The organism is Bacillus jepli (genome assembly GCF_047238305.1).
Lineage (GTDB): Bacteria > Bacillota > Bacilli > Bacillales > Bacillaceae_L > Ferdinandcohnia.
Window position 1 is genome coordinate 4,185,287 of the sequence record NZ_JBDFMO010000001.1, and the last position, 19,673, is coordinate 4,204,959.

Sequence of the window (19,673 nt, forward strand, 5' to 3'; positions counted from 1 at the left end):
TGGACTTTTGAGCATCTTTGCTGAAAATTAGTAGTAGGCATAGACGTGTTCCTTACGTTAAAAGGATACGAGAGATTTTACTCACTCATATTCGAGTAAAATAACTAGGGTGGCAACGCGGTAACCATTCGTCCCTAACATTTAAATTGTTAGGTGCGGGTGGTTTTTTATTTTGACTGAAACTACTCTTTATTATCCATATTTTTAAAAGGAGAGAAACAACATGCAAACTATTTTTTCAGGGATTCAACCAAGTGGATCTGTAACATTAGGAAACTATATTGGGGCAATGAAACAGTTCATTGAATTGCAAAATGAATATAATTGCTTCTATTGTATTGTGGACCAACACGCGATTACTGTACCACAAGACGCTAAAAAATTACGCGAAAATATCAAAAGCTTAGCCGCACTTTATCTGGCAATAGGGCTTGACCCAGAAAAAGCAACACTCTTCATTCAGTCAGAGGTTCCAGCACATGCTCAAGCAGGCTGGATGTTACAATGTGTCTCCTATATCGGTGAACTTGAGAGAATGACTCAATTTAAAGATAAATCACAAGGGAAAGAAGCTGTTGTCGCTGGATTATTAACATACCCACCGTTAATGGCTGGAGATATTCTTCTATATAATGCGGACCTTGTTCCTGTCGGTGAAGACCAAAAGCAACATATTGAATTAACTCGTGATCTAGCAGAAAGATTCAACAAAAAATATCGCGAAATCTTCACAATTCCAGAAGCAAGGATACCTAAAGAAGGCGCAAGAATTATGTCGTTACAGGATCCTACAAAGAAAATGAGTAAGTCCGATCCAAACCCAAAAAGCTTTATAGCACTACTTGATGATCCGAAACAAATTGAGAAAAAAATCAAAAGTGCTGTAACCGATTCAGAGGGAATTGTGAAATTTGATAAGGAAAATAAACCGGGTATTTCTAACCTTCTTACCATTTATTCCAACTTCAGCAACAAATCCATTAAGGAACTTGAAGAAATGTATGACGGAAAAGGATACGGAGAATTTAAAGCCGACCTTGCAGAGGTTGTATTAAACGAGATTCGCCCAATTCAAGATAGATATTACGAGATTCTAAACTCACCAAAATTAGACGAAATCCTTGATGCCGGTGCTGAAAAAGCGAATAGAGTAGCAAGTAAAACCGCCAAAAAAATGGAAAATGCCATGGGACTAGGAAGAAAAAGAAAATAATGAAAACGAAAAAAGGATTTGTTCCGAACAAATCCTTTTTCCAATTGATTTACATGTAATTACACTTTTGATTCATGTTCAATTTCCCAAAGCTTTTCAAAAAATGGTTGTCCCTTTATTAGGTTTTCACATAATAAAACATGTTTGCTTGTCCAACCGTTTCTGGTTTCTTCATAGAGGTTTTGCCATACTTCCTCAAATTGCATTTCCTGAATTTCTTGGTACCTCGAAGGGTTCCACTCCGTATACCAATACCTAATCTCCGCTACATTTTTTGTTGAGGCTAACTGATCTAAAGCCATAAATAAAAGCTGCTTTAACTGCCTTTCCTTACGTGTTAGACCAGCCATTTCAATAGGCGATGGAGACAAAATATGATATTCCTTTTCCTTTGTGCTATTCTCACTTTCAAAGGTATAAGGAATTGCCTCATGACCATTCACCATTTCGTAAACGAGCTGTTCCTGCCGTGGAATCAATCGGCTTTTCCGAATCGGAATGTTATAGCCTATTGTGTCTATCGCCATAATCCCATGGCCGTCCGTTACAACAAAACAATAATCGAGTTGAATTCGTTCGTGATTTTTACGAACATACGCTTTTTGGTGAACATCCATAAGAAGTTGTTGTGGTAATTCCATTAAATCATTTTCAATGTAGTTAAACAACGGAGACTCAATTTTTAGCAAAGGTACCTGGTCTAACAGTTCAACACTATCATCCTTGCGCCATTCATGGAAGTGACAAACGTTGTAACCATTTTCTTCACCTTCAAACCAGTTTACCCAAATATCATGAAGAAACAACATTTTTTACCCCTCACTTCAAAGCTGTTTGTCAACAGTATAGGCAGAATGAGGAAGTTTTATTCCAAAATATTCTTGTATTGTTAGAAAATACGTACACAGGTTTATTCTTTTTTTGGTGGTTTGGCCGGAAAATAAATACTAATCCAAATCATCACCAAGCCTACTACTACTAGATAGCATTCAATTCTTTGACTAATGTATTGTAGGTATTCCAAAAAAGATAGACCAGTAGTGGTTAAATTTAAATAAGCAATGGTAGAAATTCCTCCACAAACCGCTAATCCAAATCCTACTAAAAAGAAAAAGGCCCTAACCATCATCTGTATACCATACAATAAGACTGTGATAAAAATGGATTCTCAATTAAATCACCTGCTCGTCCTATTTTCTTACTATAATCTATGGTACGAGCTTGAAAAAGATGCTAAATGTATTGTTTTGGGCATAAGAAAAAGCCAAGATGGCATCTTGGCTTTTTTTTACTCATTTATTTTTGGATCAAGGGCATCACGTAGACCATCACCGACGAAGTTAAAGCAAAGTACAGTAATTAATATCATTAACCCCGGCGCAATTGGAACCCACCACTGGTTAAGCATGATTGTAATACTCTGTGCACCTTGAAGCATATTGCCCCAGCTTGGTGTCGGTGGCATAATACCTAATCCAAGGTAACTAAGAGCAGACTCTGCTAAGATAACTCCCCCAACGGCTAGTGTTGCTGCAACGATAATTGGTCCCATTGCATTCGGTAGTATTTCTCTAAAGATAATTGTAAAGCTTCTTGTACCAATTGTCTTTGAAGCTAATACAAACTCTCGACTTCGTAGGGATAAAAACTCACCGCGTACTAATCTGGCTGTCGTCATCCACCCTGTAAGGGCAAAAATAATGATTAACTTATCTACACCTGGCTTAAATAGTGTAACAAGTGTGATTAGCAAGAAAATTTGTGGAATTGATAGCATGATATCTACAAATCTCATGACCAATGCATCAACAATACCACCAAAATATCCTGCTATGGCTCCAAGAGCTGTACCAATCGTGATGGCACCTGCAACTGAAGCGAAACCAACAAGTAACGAAATTCTAGCCCCATACAATAATCGTGTTAAGATATCTCGACCAAATGTATCTGTACCTAAAAGGTGTTCCTTACTTGGGTCTGCAAGTCTCTTAAACAAGTCTTGTTTATCCGGTTCATATGGTGTTAAAAGTGGTGCAAATACGGCTGATAAAATAATCAGAATCAATAATATTGCACCGATGACTGCAAGCTTATTTTTTAAAAACTTTCGAATCATTATTTTCGTCAATGTATCTGCTTTTGTAGATAAACCTTGCAATTCTATATCATTTCCATGTGCTAAATTCGGTTGTGCCATCTTGCTTCCCCCCTTTTAGTATTCGATTCTCGGATCAAAGATAGCGTACAGAATATCGGCTATAAGATTTCCTGCTACTACTAAGACGGAGGAAATTACTGTTATTGCCATTACAATCGGATAGTCACGTTGGAATGCTGAATCTACGAATAATTTACCAAGACCAGGCCATCCAAACACGGATTCAACAATAACTGAACCACCAATAAAGCTCGGGATCATAATTCCAAAGATTGTAATAACCGGAATTAGACCATTTCGCAACCCATGCTTTGCAATAACCTTTCCTTCTTTAAAACCTTTTGCCCGAGCAGTCCTCATATAGTCTTGATTAACAACCTCAATCATGCTTGAACGAGTATATCTTGTTAAACTTGCCATATCTGCTGTGGCTAAAACAAAGGCCGGTAAGATTAAATGGTGAATGCGATCCCAAATGCTGAAAGGAGCATTTAGTGTAGATGTACCTGAAGCCGGGAACCAATGTAAATGAACTGCGAACACCATAATTAACACTAATCCAAACCAGAAATTTGGAATAGCAAGTCCTAAAAATGATGAAACGGTAACAGTATAGTCTACCTTTGAATACGGACGTACAGCTGAAATTACACCAAATGGCACTGCAATTGCGATGGCTAATATCGTAGATACTCCCATCAACAACAGGGTGTTCGGCAATCGATTCCAAATCAATTCAGAAACATCTCTTCCTTTATTAATAACGGAATCTCCAAAGTCACCTTGGAGCATATTGCCTAACCATTTGAAATACTGTACATGGACTGGGTCATTGAAACCATATTTCTCCATAACCACTTCTCTATCTGCTGGACTAATATTAGGATCCATCATGAGTGCAGTCGGGTCACCCGGTGCCATATGCATAATAGCAAATGAGACGATGGTAATTCCTAATAATAGGGGAATAGCCATTAATGTTCGACGGATGATATAAGAGACCATAGCTATTTCTCCTTCACTTTTTAATAAATTCATATTCTATGTTCGATCTAGATACAGGTATCCAGTTATTTTCAGTATTTAAAAAGAAGGAAGGGAAAATTTACCCTTCCCTCTGCAACTATCATGTTTGTCTTTTATTATTCAGCGGTTTGTAACCACCATTTGTGTGCATTAAATAATTGATTTTTTGAATGGAACTCATAACCTTGTAATTCTTCTGGCATTGCACGGTACTCAATTGGGTAATACAAGAATGTGTAAGCTTGGTCTTCAACAAGAATTTGATATAGATCTTTGTGGATTTCTACATAACGATCTCTATCAGTTGTTTGTCTTGCTTCTTCCATTAACTTGTCAGCTTCTTCGTTTTTATACCATACGAAGTTTAAGCCTTCTTCTCTTTGTGAAGAGTGGAAGATATCATATTGGTCAGGGAATGTTGATAATGACCAACCAAGAATCATACCTTCATAGTCCCAGTTTGGAGCAGAGATAGCTTCAATAAATGCAGACCATTCAACGATTTCTGGTGTTGCTTCAACACCAATTTCTTTAAATTGTTGTTGTAACACTACAGCAATGTCTTCACGGACTTTGTTACCTTGGTTTGTTTTGATAGTAAATGACATTTCTTCGCCATCTTTATCAATGATTCCGTTACCGTTTGTATCTTTCCATCCAGCTTCTTCAAGTAATTGTTTTGCTTTTTCTAAGTCATATCCAAACTTTGGAACATCGTCATTGTATGTCCACATTAATGGGCTATCAGGAGCTTCAGCAGGTTGACCAGCACCATTCATAATGCTTTCTACAATTGCTTCTTTATTTACAGCGTGAGTGAACGCTTGACGAACTTTTTTATCTTGGAATCTCTTATCCTGTTGATTGAATGCAAGGAATGTATATGATAATGCTAGATCTTCTTCAATCTTAACACCATCTATTGATTTTACAGTATCAATCTCTGTACCAGGGAATGCATTGTACATATCGATTTCCCCAGCTTGTAATGCTGCGATTAATGCATTAGCATCTGCAACATACTTAGTAGTGATTGTATCTAAGTATGGACGACCTTCAAAGTAATCTTCGTTAGCTTCTACCTTTACATACTCGCCATCTTTCCATTCTACAAATTTGAATGGACCAGTACCAATAGGATTTTTCGTATTAAATTCATTTTCATGTAATGTAGCAGGATCAACATCACCTAAGATGTGCTCAGGTAGTGGACCATATGATCCTAATGTAGTTGGATAGAAAGTTACATCTACTTTATTCAAAGTAAACTTAACAGTGTAATCATCAATTTTTTCAATTTTTTCTAAGCTTTCGAAGTTTGATTTACGCTCAGAAACTACATCTGGATTTTTCATCATGCTGTACGCAAATACTAAGTCGTCGGCATTCATTTCTTCACCATCATGCCATTTTACGCCTTCTCTTAACTTAACAGTATAAACTAAACCATCATCTGAAACGTCAATCTTTTCAGCTAAGTCTAACTCAGTTTCAAGATTTTTATTTGTTTTAACAGGTGCGTTATAGATTAACCCCTCAATGTCGCTTGACGCTGTATCAGTTGAGAAATATGGGTTAAACAATGTTGGACTACCAGCAGAACCAATTACTAAATCCCCACCAGTAACAGGTTCATTGCTTTTTGGTTCTTCCTTTGGTGTTTCTTCTTTTGGTGTTTCTTCTTCTTTTTCAGTGTCAGTACCAGCTTTTTCGCCACCGGAACAAGCTGCTAAGAAAAGTGACATTACAAGTGTTAGGACTAAAAATAGCCATAAGCTTTTTCTTAACTTCACGTTTTTTCCCCCTATCATTTTGTTGGAATTTTTAGTTTTTACTGCATAGATTGATCCCTCTTAGGTGGCATCTCCTCCCTTCAAAGAATCTATATATTTTCTGTGCTGCCACCTTTACTCGTAAAGGTGACATGCAACAAAATGCCCTTGCTTAATTTCTTTAAATTCTGGCACCAGCTGGCGGCAAATATCTGTTGCTGCTGGACATCTTGTGTGGAACACACAACCACTTGGTGGATTTGAAGGGCTTGGAAGCTCTCCTTTAAGTACAATTCGTTCTCTTTTGATTGCTCCTACTTTTTTAGGAACAGGAACCGCTGATAATAATGCTTGAGTATATGGATGAAGTGGTTCAGCATATAAATCTTCTTTATTTGCTAATTCCATCATTCTACCTAAATACATAACTCCCACTCTATCACTTATATGTCTAACAACACTTAAGTCATGCGAGATAAAAATATACGTTAAGCCAAATTCTTCTTGAAGATCTTCCATTAAGTTTATTACTTGTGCTTGAATCGACACGTCAAGTGCTGATACAGGTTCATCAGCGATAATCAATTCAGGATTTAAGGCGAGTGCTCTTGCAATCCCAATCCTTTGACGCTGTCCTCCTGAGAATTCGTGTGGATATCTGTTGATATATGATGCGTTCAGCCCAACTGTTTCCATAAGTTCTTTTACTTTTTCTTCACGTTCTTTTGCAGTGTATAACTTATGTGTAATTAATGGTTCTTTGATGATCGAACGTAATGTTTTTCTAGGATTAAGAGTTGCGAAAGGATCCTGGAATACCATTTGAATGTCTCTTCTAACTGATTTCCTAAGTTCACTTTCAGACATATGTGTGATGTCTTTACCCTTAAAGATAATTTTTCCATCCGTTGGTTCGTACAATCTGATTATGGTTCTTCCAGTTGTAGATTTTCCACATCCTGACTCCCCAACTAGTCCAATAGTTTCCCCTTTTTTAATTTGTAGGCTAATACCGTCAACTGCTTTGACATTACCTACATTTCGCTGTAGAAGACCAGCTTTGATGGGGAAATACTTTTTTACATCTTGAAGCTCAAGGATGATATCACTATTTTCCTGTGATGCTCCGACTGTCTTATCTATATTAATTGTAGTCATGCTTTAGCCCCCTCGTCTTCATATAGGAAACAGCGAACTGCTCGTTCCTTACCCATTTGCTTTAACTGAGGAGCTTCTGCAAAACAGCGATCAAATGCTTTTGAACACCGCGGAGCAAACCTGCATCCTTTTGGCATATTTTCTGGAGATGGTACGTTTCCTTCGATAGATTGAAGGCGCTCAATCTCCCCTTCTATTGCAGGTATTGAGTTCATCAGTCCAACTGTGTATGGATGTAATGGTTCATCAAATAATTCATCTACTGGTGATTGCTCCACAACTTGCCCACCATACATAACTACAATATTATCAGCAACCTCTGACACGACTCCCAAATCGTGTGTAATTAAAAGAATGGAAGTATCAAATTTGCGACTAAGATCTTTCATTAAGTCAAGAATTTGAGCTTGGATTGTAACATCGAGTGCAGTTGTAGGCTCATCCGCAATTAGAAGCTTTGGATTGCAGCTCATTGCAATCGCTATCATGACCCTTTGACGCATACCACCCGAAAGACGATGTGGGTAATCATTTATTAATTCAGCCGCCCTTGAGAATCCAACCAATTCCAACATTTCAATTGCTTTTTTAGTTGCTTCTACTTTGGACATTTTTTGGTGATACATCAGAACCTCTATAATTTGTTCACCAACAGTAAGAACTGGGTTAAGAGAAGTCATGGGTTCTTGGAAAATCATTGATATTTCATTTCCACGAACCTTACACATTTCAGCTTCTGATAAATCAACAAGGTCTCTACCATCAAGAATGATTTCACCTTCAACGATTTTTCCAGCTGGACTAGGTACGAGTTTCATAATTGAAAGTGAGGTAATACTTTTACCTGATCCAGACTCACCTACTATAGCTAAGGTTTCACCTTTATTTATTTTCAAATCAACGCCATCTACGGCAGGTATTACTGTTTTCTTTTTGTAGAAATATGTTTTAAGATTTTTTACTTCTAGTAATGTAGCCATAAATTAGGTTCACCTTCCTTATCGGAACTAAATACAAGTTCACTCATTATTCAAAATATAATATACTTAGAGAAATATCAACCAAAAATTTCTAGTGTTCTCTTGTTTTACCAGACTAAAGCTTTAAAGTAAGAAACGTACTAAATTATCTGACAAAAGAATCACCTAAATTTTATTACAGAAAGATTACAAATACAAGTCAATTTTTAAAATTGAATTAATTTACAATAAAGAGTGAAAAATCCCTTTTCTCTTAATCTATTTAAAATTCTATTAAAACTATGTCGAAATTGCAAGATAATTTTTATTATTGTCATTATTTTTTCTAGAATCAATTGATTTTATCGGGTTTACAAAAGAAACATTTGTAATATATCTCTTTAAAAAAGAGGATTTTTTATTTTCTCGATATAATACTTTATCGCAAAAAAGCGTTGAATCAGTAAAACTTTTAACCAAAAAAAGATCCATCACACTTTGTGATAGATCTGCTAACGGTTGGATTTAGGATTTAGTGCATCCTTTAACCCTTCACCTATGAAATTAATAGATAAAATTGTTAATGTAATGGCTATTGCTGGAGGAACCCACATCCAAGTAATATTACGTAAAACATCAGCATCCCTAGCTTCTGCTAACATATTACCCCAGCTTGGTGTATTCGTTGGTACCCCAAAGCCTAAAAAACTTAGACCTGATTCAGCAACAATCATAACCGCCAAAATTAATGTCGCTTGTACAATGATTGTGGAAGAAACGTTTGGCAATAGATGTTTAATGATGATTTTCGATGGCCTTGTCCCAATCGATTTCGCAGCAAGAATATATTCATTTTCTTTTTCCGCTAAAACTTTACTTCGAACAATACGGGCAACTCCACCCCAGCTTAGTAAGCTCATCACAATAATTAGAGTCCATGCTCCAGTTACCTTGCCAGTAAGAATACTGTTTAAGACAATGACAAAGATCATGAATGGGAATACTAAAACAAAGTCTGTAAAACGCATTAACATTTGGTCTATTTTCCCACCATTATAGCCTGCAACAGAACCAACAATTGTTCCGATTAAAGTAATAAAGATTGTACACGAAAATCCGATCATCAAGGATGTTCTCGCACCATGTAGCATCCTTGCAAATACGTCACGCCCATTTGTATCTGTACCAAGCCAGTTCACTCCTGAAGGCTCTTTCCTCATGTTCATGAAATCAACACGAACAATATCTTGCTTATTAAAAATGGGTCCAAAAATAGCAACCAAAACAATACAGATTAGAAAAACTAAACTTATCATGGCTAGTTTGTTTTTCATGAATTTCCTTCTGGCTATCGCCCAAGGAGAAAGACTTTTTGTTTCTTTTTTAGGTGAATTTACATTTGTATTCGTAACTACTTCCATTTATTCTCCTCCTTAATCCAATCGAATGCGCGGATCCACAATTCCATACAGTAAATCTGCGATAAGATTTCCGAAAAGTGTTAAAAATGAAAGTAACATTGTGATCGTCATCATAACAGCATAATCCCTTGTATTAACGGATTCTAAGAAAAGTTGTCCGATTCCTGGGTATGTGAAAATAGTTTCAGTTATAACCGCACCACCTATTAAGGTAGCAATATCGAATCCTAAAAATGTTACTAACGGAATAATAGAATTACGTAAAATGTGCTTATTATAGATTGTTGATTCTTTTGTTCCTTTTGCCCTTGCTGTTCTTACAAAGTCTTTCCGACTATTTTCGATAATATCATTTCGTAAAAATTGCGTGTATGAAGCAGTACCCATTAATCCTAAAACGAGTGCTGGTAACAACACATGGTGAAATTTACTTGCATAATATTGAAAAGTTCCTTCATCGAGCCCAACTTCAACTGATCCACTGAATGGGAACCAATTAAGCTGAAAGGAAAAGAAATAGATTGCCACAATACCCGCAACAAACGACGGAACAGCTAATCCTATATAGTTATAACTTGCAATAAGATTATCTCCAAGTTTATACGGTTTTCGTCCTGCATACATTCCCATGAAGAATGAAAAAATGTACGTGAAAAATAAAGATACAAGTGCTAAAAATAAGGTATTTGGAATTTTTTGAGCGATTAGCTTTGAAACATCCATTTTATGAGTTGTAGATTTACCAAAATCACCCTGAGCGAAATCAGTTACCCATCTCCAATACTGTACATAGATTGGGTCGTTATAGCCCAATTTTTCTCGCATTTCTTCAATGTATTTTGGATCAGTATTTGATGGATCAATTTCTCCTCCAAATGGGTCACCCGGCATTATTTTCGCCAAGGAAAAAACCACAATTGAGGCAAGGAGTAATAATGGAATCATGCCTAGTATTCTTCTAATTGAGTATTGGAGCATGTTAATTTCTCCTTATTCTAAAAAATTCATACTTAAAATTGAAGTTCAAAAAGTCACAAATCGTGACTTTTTGAACTCTACCAACCTACGTTCAGTCAGTTACATACCACTTATGAACATTGTCTTGGAATCCAACAGCATTTACATGTACACCTTGTAGACGATCATTAATTCCATAAAGGTCCATGTTCTCCCATAATGGAAGTGCTGGTAATTCTTCGTTGAATAGTTTTTGCCACTCAACATACACTTGACCACGGTATTCTTTATCAAATGCTTTTTCACTTAAACCTTCATCAAGAAGTCTTTGGTTATCTTCATTTACCCAACGACCATAGTTCCACTCAGCATCATTTGCCCATAGACCAGATGGATCTGGGTCAGAACCAGTTCCCCAAGAACCGAAGAATGCTTCTAATTCTTTATCGTCGTTGTCTTTCATTTCATTGTAAAGGTTGAACTCAATTAGACTACCAGTTGCTAATTCAGTTTTCACACCGATATCATTCCAGCTTTGGATGATTGCTTGTGAACGACCTTCAAATGTTGCATTACCTGCATAGTGACCAAATTTGATAGAGAATGGCTTACCTTCTGGATCTTCTACAAATCCGTCACCATCTACATCCTTATAACCAGCTGTAGCTAATAGTTCTTTTGCTTTATCTTGATTAAATTTATATTGGTTTAGTTCAGAATCATCAGCAGCCATCCAGAAAGCAGAAGGAATAACTGTGTTGAATACTTTACCTTTACCAGATAAGAAACCATCAATCATTGCTTGACGATCGATTGCATATAGTAAAGCTTGACGTAATTCTTTAGATTTAAACTTATCAAAATCTGCTACGTTCGTACGTGTAGCTTGGTCACGATGACCAAAACGTAGACCGATATAAGAGTAAACAGTTCCAGTAGCTTCTTCTACGCGAACATGATCCATTTTTTCTAATTCTTTAACAGAAGCAGGAGCAATGTTCATAATATCAATTTCGCCATTTTGGAACGCACCGTTTGCTAATGAAGGATCAATAACTTTGATAACTACTCCATCTAGAAGTGGTTTTCCTTCCCAATAATCATCAAAACGTTCTAATTCAACATATTCACCAGGTACAACTTTTTTCACTTTAAATGGTCCAAGACCTACTGGGTTTAGACGAACTTGATCAGATTCTCCAAGTTCAGCTACAGGAACGCCTTCATAATGTTTCTTAGGCATTGGATCTGACCATAGATTTTCTAAGTTGTTGATTTTTACTTCTTTAAAAGTAACTGCAACTGTGTATTTATCAATTACATTAACACCTTCAACATGGTCTGCTTTTCCTTCTTTTTTCTCAGTAGCACCTTTGATTCCTTCAACATAGTTGAAACGAGAACCATCATAATCAGGGTCTGCGATTGTTTCAAGAGCAAACGCATAGTCATCCGCTGTTAACTCTTCACCATTGTGCCATTTAACGCCTTCTTTAAATTTAAAAGTATACGTTAATTTGTCATCGCTGATTGTCCATTCAGCAAGATTTGGTACATATTCTAGGTCGTCATTTACTTTATAAATACTTCCGCCAGTAAAACCTAGAATTTGTGCATCAATAACACTTCTATAATATGCAGATTCAAAAACACCTTCAGGAGCTTGGTCAACTGCTAATGTGATTGTTCCGCCTTCTTTTGGTTCAGATGTTTCTGAGCCAGTATTTTCATTTTCTTTTTCAGCTTTTTCTTCGTTACCACCGCAAGCTGCTAGGAATAATGACATAACTAGCAAAAGTACGATTGTCCACAATGCTGACTTTTTCATGTAGGTTTTCCCCCTTTAAGTATGTTGTAAAAAATTTTCTGCCATTTATTTATGTAAATGACAAGCCACCTTATGTCCTGGCTTCACCTCCTTTAATTGTGGTTTAACTTTTGAACATTCCTCCATTGCCATTGGACATCTTGGATGGAACGGGCAACCACTTGGTGGATTTGCTGGACTTGGCACATCACCTTGAAGAACAATTCTTTCCTTTTTCTTTCTTGGATCAGGCTCCGGAATCGCAGAAATCAATGCCTGTGTATATGGATGAAGTGGTTCAGCATATAAGTCATCCTTCTCTGAAATTTCAACAATACCACCTAAATACATAACCCCAATTCTGTCACTCATGTGTTTTACAACACTTAAGTCATGAGCAATGAAAAGAAAAGTCAATCCGAACTCTTCTTGTAATTCTTTTAATAAGTTTAATACTTGCGATTGAACCGATACATCAAGCGCTGAAACGGGTTCATCTGCGATAATCAATTTTGGCTTAAGCGCTAAAGCACGTGCAATTCCGATTCTTTGACGTTGTCCCCCGGAGAACTCATGAGCGTATTTATAAAAAGCATCCTCAGGAAGGCCAACCCTTTTTAATAAATCTATTACTTCATTTTTTAATGCTTTTAATGATTTTCCAGTGTAGTTCATGATTGGTTCCGCTACGATATCGCCAACCATCTGCATTGGATTTAGTGAAGCGTATGGGTCTTGGAACACCATTTGGAAATCCTTTCTAATATCCCTCAAGCGTTTCCCTTTTAGGTTCGTAATATCTTCACCATCTAAAAGAATCTGACCCTCTGTTGGTTCAAGTAAGCGAAGAATGGTTCTTCCGGTTGTAGATTTCCCACATCCTGATTCACCAACAAGCCCTAATGTTTCACCATGTTTAATTTCAAATGAAACACCATCAACTGCTTTTACATTGCCAATGGTCTTTCTCATAAACCCACCCTTGATTGGATAGTAGGTTTTTAGATTTTTAACTTCTAATATAAGATTGTCTTTTTTCTCTAGTGTTGGATTAGCCATTCTTATTTCACCTCTTCTACAGGTCGACTACTCTTATACAATAGACAGGAAACATCATGTCCATCTTCAACTTCCGCTAATACCGGTGTAATTGTCTTACATTCAGGCATTGCTGCTGGGCAGCGGTCAGCAAAACGGCAACCCATTTTTGGCATATTTTTTAAGGATGGTACAATTCCTTCAATCGAACCCAATGTTTCAACTTCCTCATGAAGTTTTGGAATAGATTCCATCAAAAGTTTTGTATATGGATGTTTTGGATTGTAGAAAAGTGTATCAACATCCGTTCTTTCAACAATTTTACCTGCGTACATTACAATTACTTCATCACACATCTCGGCTACAACACCAAGGTCATGTGTAATTAAAATAACTGACATATCATTCTTTTCTTGAATCGTTTTTAGGAGCTCGAGTATTTGCGCTTGAACTGTAACATCAAGAGCGGTTGTCGGCTCGTCAGCGATTAATAGTTTTGGTTGACATGCAATAGCCATTGCAATCATTACACGCTGCCTCATCCCACCAGATAGCTGGTGAGGATATTCATCTACAATACTATCAGGACGAGAAATTCCCACTTGAGTTAGAAGTTCAATACTAATTTCTCTTGCTCTTTGCTTTGAAATAGTTTGGTGGTTTAATAGAACCTCATCTAATTGAAACCCAATTGTGAAAACTGGATTAAGAGCTGTCATTGGTTCCTGGAAGATCATTGAAATGTCTTTTCCACGAATTTTATTCATTTGAGTTTCTGTTAGATGTTCAATATTATTTCCTTGAAAAACTACTTCTCCGTCGGTAATTTCTCCGATTCCTACAGGCAATAGTTTCATAACGGACATTGACATTACACTTTTTCCACAGCCGGATTCACCAACAATTCCGACAATTTGACGTGGATTAACTTTAAAAGAAACATCATCCACTGCATGATAGATTTCTCCATCTATGTTAAAACCTGTTTTTAATCCCTTTACCTCTAGCAAAGGTGCCCCATTATTTGGCTGTTGCATACAAACACCCCAAATTCTTCTAGATTATCCACATTTATTTCGTAAATAAAATAATATTACTATAATGTTAAAATTGCAAGACAATTTTATATATTTGAAGTGAAAAAAGGTTTAAACGTTGTAAAATAAGGGTTTTAAACTAGTTTTCTATTAACTCTAATTATTTTAATATATTATAAATATATAATATATTGGAATTTTCTAATAAGTTGTATATACAGCTTTCTGAAAATATCAATTGTATGTATGGCATGTAAGATTTACAATATTCTTGAATCTAATGAAAGGAAGTGTTAATTTGATTATTAAACCTCGTACTATCCCGGATGAATTGATACTTTTAAGATTTATCCGTGCCAGACGCAAAGTTTCCGAGAAAACGGAGAATCAAATCGTTTCACTTGAAAAGGGATATGATGGAGAAAAGATGTTTGATCAACGAATGACCTCTCTCACCCTCGACTGCCTCATCATTAATGACCTGCTTTTAGAAACCAGTAATACTCATTATCAGATTGATTCACTCCTGATTACTCAACCAAAAATTCATATTTTTGAAGTGAAAAATTATGAAGGGGACTACGTTCTCGATGGAGATTGTTTACGACTTCTAACTGGGAAGGAGATAAAAAACCCGCTTATTCAACTATCTCGGAGTGTCTCTCTCTTTCGGCAACTCCTTCAACAGCAGCGTTTGAACTTTTCAGTTGAAGGCCACCTCGTATTCATTAATCCTGAATTTTACCTCTACCAAGCTTCACCCGACCTACCGATTATTTTTCCTACTCAGCTTGATCGCTTTCTTAACCAACTAAATACTCAATCGTCGAAATTGATCGGAAAACATCATGGACTTGCAAATAAGCTTTTGGCATCGCATATTAAAGACTCGCCTTATTCATTGTTGCCAGGGTATAGCTACGATGAGTTGGAGAAGGGGATTTTGTGTGGGGGGTGTGGGGAAGGTTTTATGTTAAGTGGAGATTATCATTACTTAACATGTGAAAAATGCAATTTCGTTGAAAATAAAGAAACTGCTATTTTAAGAAGTATAAAAGAGTTTTCACTATTATTTCCGGATAAAAGAATCACCACAAATGCAATTTATGAATGGTGTAAGGTAATAAATTCAAAGAAAACAATCAGGAGATTGCTTCAAACAAATTATAAGCATGTACGTTTTGGAAATTCCTCATATTTTGAATGATTGTTATTGGTTTCAATATATTATTGATTAATGTGGTGCTTGAAAATTATTTGGATGACTTTAGTTCCATATTTCTAGAAGAGTGTGTGCCTACAAACTTTTTGGAGTACCACCGGTTTCCATTTTGTGGAATATCAAGGGGCGCTCCAAGCCTTCTTGGGTGACGCCACTTTCCTGTTTCTAGGAGATCAGGGGCGCTCCACAACTTCCGGATTGACGCCACTTTCCTGTTTCTAGGAGAATGAGGGCGCTCATAGCCTTCTCGAGTGACGTCACTTTCCTGTTTTTAGGAGGTTGGGGGCGCTCCAAGCCTTCTCGAGTGGCGCCACTTTCCTGTTTCTAGGAGATTGGGGCACTCATAGCCTTCTCGAGTGACGCCACTTTCCTGTTTCTAGGAGATTGGGGGCACTCCACAACTTCTGGAGTGACGTCACTTTCCTATTTCTAGGAGATTAGGGGCACTCCACAACTTCTGGAGTGACGTCACTTTCCTATTTCTAGGAGATTAGGGGCACTCCACAACTTCTGGAGTGACGTCACTTTCCTATTTTTAGGAGATTATGGGCTCTCCACAACTTCTGGAGTGACACCAGTTCACTTTTTCTAGGAGAACGTTGGAAGCCAACACAAAAACTATGTTTTCTAACCACAAAAAAACCCCAGGCCCCCCATCCTGCGGTTAGAAAATCACAGATACTCCTTTACAAACTCCATTGAATCCATCGCAAATATGTCCTTAATACGTAGTTTGTTCGATTCCAAATAGTTTCGAACAAGATAATAGCCCGCGCAATACCCAGCCATTTTCGGGTAAAATCGCTTACCGTACAAGAGATCGTTATGTTTTCTTTCATTTCTTTTCATATTTCGATTAGGGATGATGAGTTGTTTGACTATTTTTCGGAGTTCTTCATCTGAGTAATATTTCGTCCAGCCCACTAAATTCGCGCTTCCACATTGTTCGCGGACCGCATTTTCTGCAATCCCCTCAAGTATCACTGTATCCAACAGGGTAAAGTCGGCTTCATTTTTTTTGAGTTTTTTCAATCGACATACATGATTGTATTCATGGGTTAAAACTGCTTTTATTTCAGGTTGTGTATTATGCGCTGAGAAAAAAAGAAATAATTTGTCTTTAAATGCTAGGCCAGATTTTCCGTTAAATTCTCGTTTGATTTTAGAGTTTCCTACGTCAGCAGGGAAAACAAAAATCGGAACCTCTGGTCCGTTCCATTCTTTTTGTAAGACAGCATATTCTTTTCCGACTAGTTCCCATACGTTTTTCGGAAGTCTCCCAACTATGTTTTTAGAGGTTGACCTATACATTCCGTGCATCATTAGATATTCGAAAATATCGTGGGCAGTAGCCCCCTTTGGAAAAAAACTTATTAGTCTTTTACAAACTTCGACCGGGTTTGCTTGTGATTCCTTCAGCCATTGATCCGTACGTATTACTCCCACTTCATCACATCCTTTCACAGACACTTTATTGTATTCAAGTTCATGAAAAAAGAGCCAGACCTTTTGAGTCTGACTCTTATCTATACATTATTGATATTTTTTAAAAAGAATTGTTGCGTTGTGTCCACCGAAGCCTAGAGAGTTACTTAGTGCGACATTTACTTCCTGCTCTCTTGCTTTATTTGGGACATAGTCTAAGTCACATTCTGGATCTGGTGTTTCATAATTAATCGTTGGTGGGATGATTCCTTCTTTAATCGCAAGAATCGAGAAGATTGCTTCTACACCACCAGCTGCTCCAAGCAAATGACCTGTCATTGATTTTGTTGAACTAATTGCAACTTTATAAGCATGATCAGCAAAAACTTCTTTGATAGCTGCTGTTTCAAACTTATCGTTGTAATCAGTACTAGTTCCGTGAGCATTGATGTAATCAACATCGCTTGGTGTAAGTCCTGCATCTGCAATAGCTTGGCGCATTGCGCGAGCTCCACCTTCTCCACCTGGTGCTGGAGCTGTGATATGGTGGGCATCTCCAGTTGCTCCATACCCAACGATTTCTGCGTAAATATGAGCACCACGCGCTAATGCATGTTCTAGTTCTTCAAGAACAAGAATTCCAGCGCCCTCACCCATTACAAATCCATCACGATTTTTATCAAATGGACGGCTTGCTGTTTTTGGATCAGGGTTTAATGATAATGCTCTTGCAGAAACGAATCCTGCAAATGACATATTCGTTAATGGGGCTTCTGTTCCACCTGTGATCATGACGTCCGCGTCTCCGCGTTGGATAACTTTAAAAGCATCTCCAATTGAGTTCGTACCTGTTGCACATGCAGTTACGGTACATGTGTTAATTCCTTTTGCTCCAATTGCAATGGATACCTGACCTGCTGCCATATCCGGAATCATCATTGGTACATAAAATGGGCTTACACGACGATAGCCTTTTTCCAAGAAAATCTTGTGCTGTTCTTCATGTGTTTCCATTCCGCCAATACCTGAACCAATCCATACACCAACTCGCGGAGCAATTTCATCAGTGATAGTTAAATTAGCATCCTCAACAGCCATTAAAGAAGCAGCCATTGCATATTGTGTAAAGCGGTCCATACGACGTGCTTCCTTTTTGTCCATGTAATTTTCAGGATTAAAATCCTTTAATTCCGCTGCTACCTTTGCAGGTAAACCTTCGATTTGAATTCTTGTTAATTGACCAATCCCTGAGACTCCGTTTTTTGCGTTTTCCCAAGTTGTTTTCACATCATTGCCTAATGGCGATACTGTGCCTAATCCAGTAACTACTACACGTTTGTTTTGCATACCCGTTCTCCTTCCAACCTATATAAAAATTCCTATCATGTGTTGCGATAAATGATGTTTTCTTAGTAAAAGTTGTTCCTTAGCGGCCCCATTTGATACAAATAGCACCCCAAGTTAAACCTCCACCAAATCCTACCATAACTATTACGTCATCGTCTTTAATTTTTCCTGCTTGGATATCCTCAACAATTGAAATTGGGATAGAGGCTGCAGATGTATTTCCGAACTGGTCCACTGTTTTAGACATTTTCTCAACAGGCAGCTCAAGTCTTTCCCTTGAAGCTTCCATGATTCGAATGTTTGCTTGGTGCGGGATTAAGTAATCTACATCTTCTCGTTTTAATCCAGCTTTTTCAAGTACATTTACACTTGATTCACCCATTTGTCTTACGGCAAATTTGAAAACCTCGCGACCATTCATGATAATGTGTTCGTCTTGGTATAGATGTTTACCACCCGTACCGTCTGCACCTAACTCAAACGAAAGGATTCCTCTCCCTTCTGAAACTTCACCAAGAACTGCTGCACCTGCTCCGTCTCCGAATAATACGGCTGTGTTTCGGTCGCTCCAGTCCACGATTTTTGAAAGTTTTTCAACACCTACTACTAATACGTGCTTATAGGTACCTGTTTCAATGAATTGCTTTCCTGTAATGATTCCGTACATAAAACCAGCACATGCTGCACTAATATCCATTGCAGCAGCGTTTTTTGCACCAAGACGCTCTTGAATCATGCATGATACAGATGGGAATGGATGGTCAGGCGTAACTGTAGCTACGATGATCATGTCCAATTCTTCCGCCGTGATTCCTGCATCTTCAATTGCTTTTCGCGCTGCCTCATAGGCCATATCAGATGTATTTGTATCATCATCTGCAATTCGACGTTCTTCTATCCCTGTTCTTGTTCGAATCCATTCATCTGATGTATCTAGTATTTTTTCAAGATCCTGGTTTGTTACCACTCTTTCTGGTACGAATCGATTGATTCCGATTATTCCTACACCCATATAAACATCTCCCTTTTTTATGAGAAAAAACACGTTTTGTTTCAATTCTTAATATCAATTCTTATGACTTGGTACTAATTTTAATTCATTTTTTTCTTGATATCAACTATTTGGTTTCATT

At 37.4% G+C, this 19,673-nt stretch carries 17 protein-coding genes and 1 other annotated feature (1 of these 18 cut by a window edge); of the genes, 2 read left to right on the top strand and 15 right to left on the bottom strand.

Going from position 1 to position 19,673, the window contains the following annotated elements; all coding sequences use genetic code 11:
• Positions 1-139: a binding site (T-box leader), on the top strand; it begins 104 nt to the left of the window's first position.
• An 84-nt stretch (positions 140-223) separates the two neighbouring features.
• Positions 224-1,213, top strand: a complete 990-nt coding sequence (gene trpS, locus ABC371_RS21335) for a tryptophan--tRNA ligase (RefSeq protein WP_412898633.1) — start codon at positions 224-226, stop codon at positions 1,211-1,213.
• A 59-nt stretch (positions 1,214-1,272) separates the two neighbouring features.
• Here trpS and ABC371_RS21340 read toward each other — a convergent pair whose 3' ends face one another.
• The 12 genes from ABC371_RS21340 to ABC371_RS21395 form a co-directional block, all read right to left on the bottom strand.
• Entirely contained in the window at positions 1,273-2,022 is a 750-nt protein-coding gene (locus tag ABC371_RS21340; RefSeq protein ID WP_412898634.1) for a YjbA family protein, read from the bottom strand.
• A gap of 101 nt (positions 2,023-2,123) precedes the next feature.
• Positions 2,124-2,342, bottom strand: coding sequence for a YuzI family membrane protein (locus ABC371_RS21345; RefSeq protein ID WP_412898635.1), 219 nt, complete (start codon positions 2,340-2,342; stop codon positions 2,124-2,126).
• Between the two features lie 159 nt (positions 2,343-2,501).
• Positions 2,502-3,410: an oligopeptide ABC transporter permease gene (gene opp4C, locus ABC371_RS21350; RefSeq protein WP_412898636.1), complete on the bottom strand. Its 909-nt coding sequence runs from the start codon at positions 3,408-3,410 to the stop codon at positions 2,502-2,504.
• Between the two features lie 15 nt (positions 3,411-3,425).
• Positions 3,426-4,376 (bottom strand): ABC transporter permease, encoded by a 951-nt coding sequence (locus ABC371_RS21355; RefSeq protein WP_412898637.1) that lies wholly within the window; start codon positions 4,374-4,376, stop codon positions 3,426-3,428.
• A 137-nt stretch (positions 4,377-4,513) separates the two neighbouring features.
• The gene (locus tag ABC371_RS21360; RefSeq protein WP_412898638.1) at positions 4,514-6,190 is read right to left on the bottom strand and encodes a peptide-binding protein; all 1,677 of its coding nucleotides are present in this window, start codon (positions 6,188-6,190) and stop codon (positions 4,514-4,516) included.
• Between the two features lie 114 nt (positions 6,191-6,304).
• A complete protein-coding gene (locus ABC371_RS21365) occupies positions 6,305-7,327 on the bottom strand; it encodes an ABC transporter ATP-binding protein (protein WP_412898639.1) in 1,023 nt (340 codons plus the stop codon).
• Positions 7,324-8,307 (bottom strand): ABC transporter ATP-binding protein, encoded by a 984-nt coding sequence (locus tag ABC371_RS21370; RefSeq protein ID WP_412898640.1) that lies wholly within the window; start codon positions 8,305-8,307, stop codon positions 7,324-7,326. Before ABC371_RS21370 ends, ABC371_RS21365 begins: the two co-directional genes overlap by 4 nt.
• A 491-nt stretch (positions 8,308-8,798) precedes the next feature.
• Positions 8,799-9,707, bottom strand: coding sequence for an oligopeptide ABC transporter permease (gene opp4C / locus ABC371_RS21375; protein WP_412898641.1), 909 nt, complete (start codon positions 9,705-9,707; stop codon positions 8,799-8,801).
• Positions 9,708-9,719: 12 nt separating this feature from the next.
• Positions 9,720-10,685, bottom strand: coding sequence for an oligopeptide ABC transporter permease (gene opp4B / locus ABC371_RS21380; protein WP_412898642.1), 966 nt, complete (start codon positions 10,683-10,685; stop codon positions 9,720-9,722).
• Positions 10,686-10,776: 91 nt separating this feature from the next.
• Positions 10,777-12,492 carry an oligopeptide ABC transporter substrate-binding protein gene (gene opp4A, locus ABC371_RS21385; protein ID WP_412898643.1) on the bottom strand — a complete coding sequence of 572 codons (1,716 nt, stop codon included), beginning with the start codon at positions 12,490-12,492 and terminating at the stop codon, positions 10,777-10,779.
• A gap of 45 nt (positions 12,493-12,537) precedes the next feature.
• Positions 12,538-13,530 carry an ABC transporter ATP-binding protein gene (locus ABC371_RS21390; protein WP_412898644.1) on the bottom strand — a complete coding sequence of 331 codons (993 nt, stop codon included), beginning with the start codon at positions 13,528-13,530 and terminating at the stop codon, positions 12,538-12,540.
• A gap of 2 nt (positions 13,531-13,532) precedes the next feature.
• A complete protein-coding gene (locus tag ABC371_RS21395) occupies positions 13,533-14,546 on the bottom strand; it encodes an ABC transporter ATP-binding protein (RefSeq protein WP_412898645.1) in 1,014 nt (337 codons plus the stop codon).
• Positions 14,547-14,844: 298 nt separating this feature from the next.
• Here ABC371_RS21395 and ABC371_RS21400 point away from each other — a divergent pair, with 298 nt between their 5' ends.
• A complete protein-coding gene (locus ABC371_RS21400; protein ID WP_412898646.1) occupies positions 14,845-15,753 on the top strand; it encodes a nuclease-related domain-containing protein in 909 nt (302 codons plus the stop codon).
• Between the two features lie 687 nt (positions 15,754-16,440).
• Here the strand turns inward: ABC371_RS21400 and ABC371_RS21405 are convergent.
• The 3 genes from ABC371_RS21405 to ABC371_RS21415 form a co-directional block, all read right to left on the bottom strand.
• The gene (locus tag ABC371_RS21405; RefSeq protein ID WP_412898647.1) at positions 16,441-17,214 is read right to left on the bottom strand and encodes a DUF2268 domain-containing putative Zn-dependent protease; all 774 of its coding nucleotides are present in this window, start codon (positions 17,212-17,214) and stop codon (positions 16,441-16,443) included.
• 87 nt (positions 17,215-17,301) lie between these two features.
• A complete protein-coding gene (gene fabF / locus ABC371_RS21410) occupies positions 17,302-18,540 on the bottom strand; it encodes a beta-ketoacyl-ACP synthase II (protein WP_412898648.1) in 1,239 nt (412 codons plus the stop codon).
• Positions 18,541-18,619: 79 nt separating this feature from the next.
• Positions 18,620-19,552 (bottom strand): beta-ketoacyl-ACP synthase III, encoded by a 933-nt coding sequence (locus ABC371_RS21415; RefSeq protein WP_412898649.1) that lies wholly within the window; start codon positions 19,550-19,552, stop codon positions 18,620-18,622.
• Positions 19,553-19,673 lie beyond the last annotated feature (121 nt).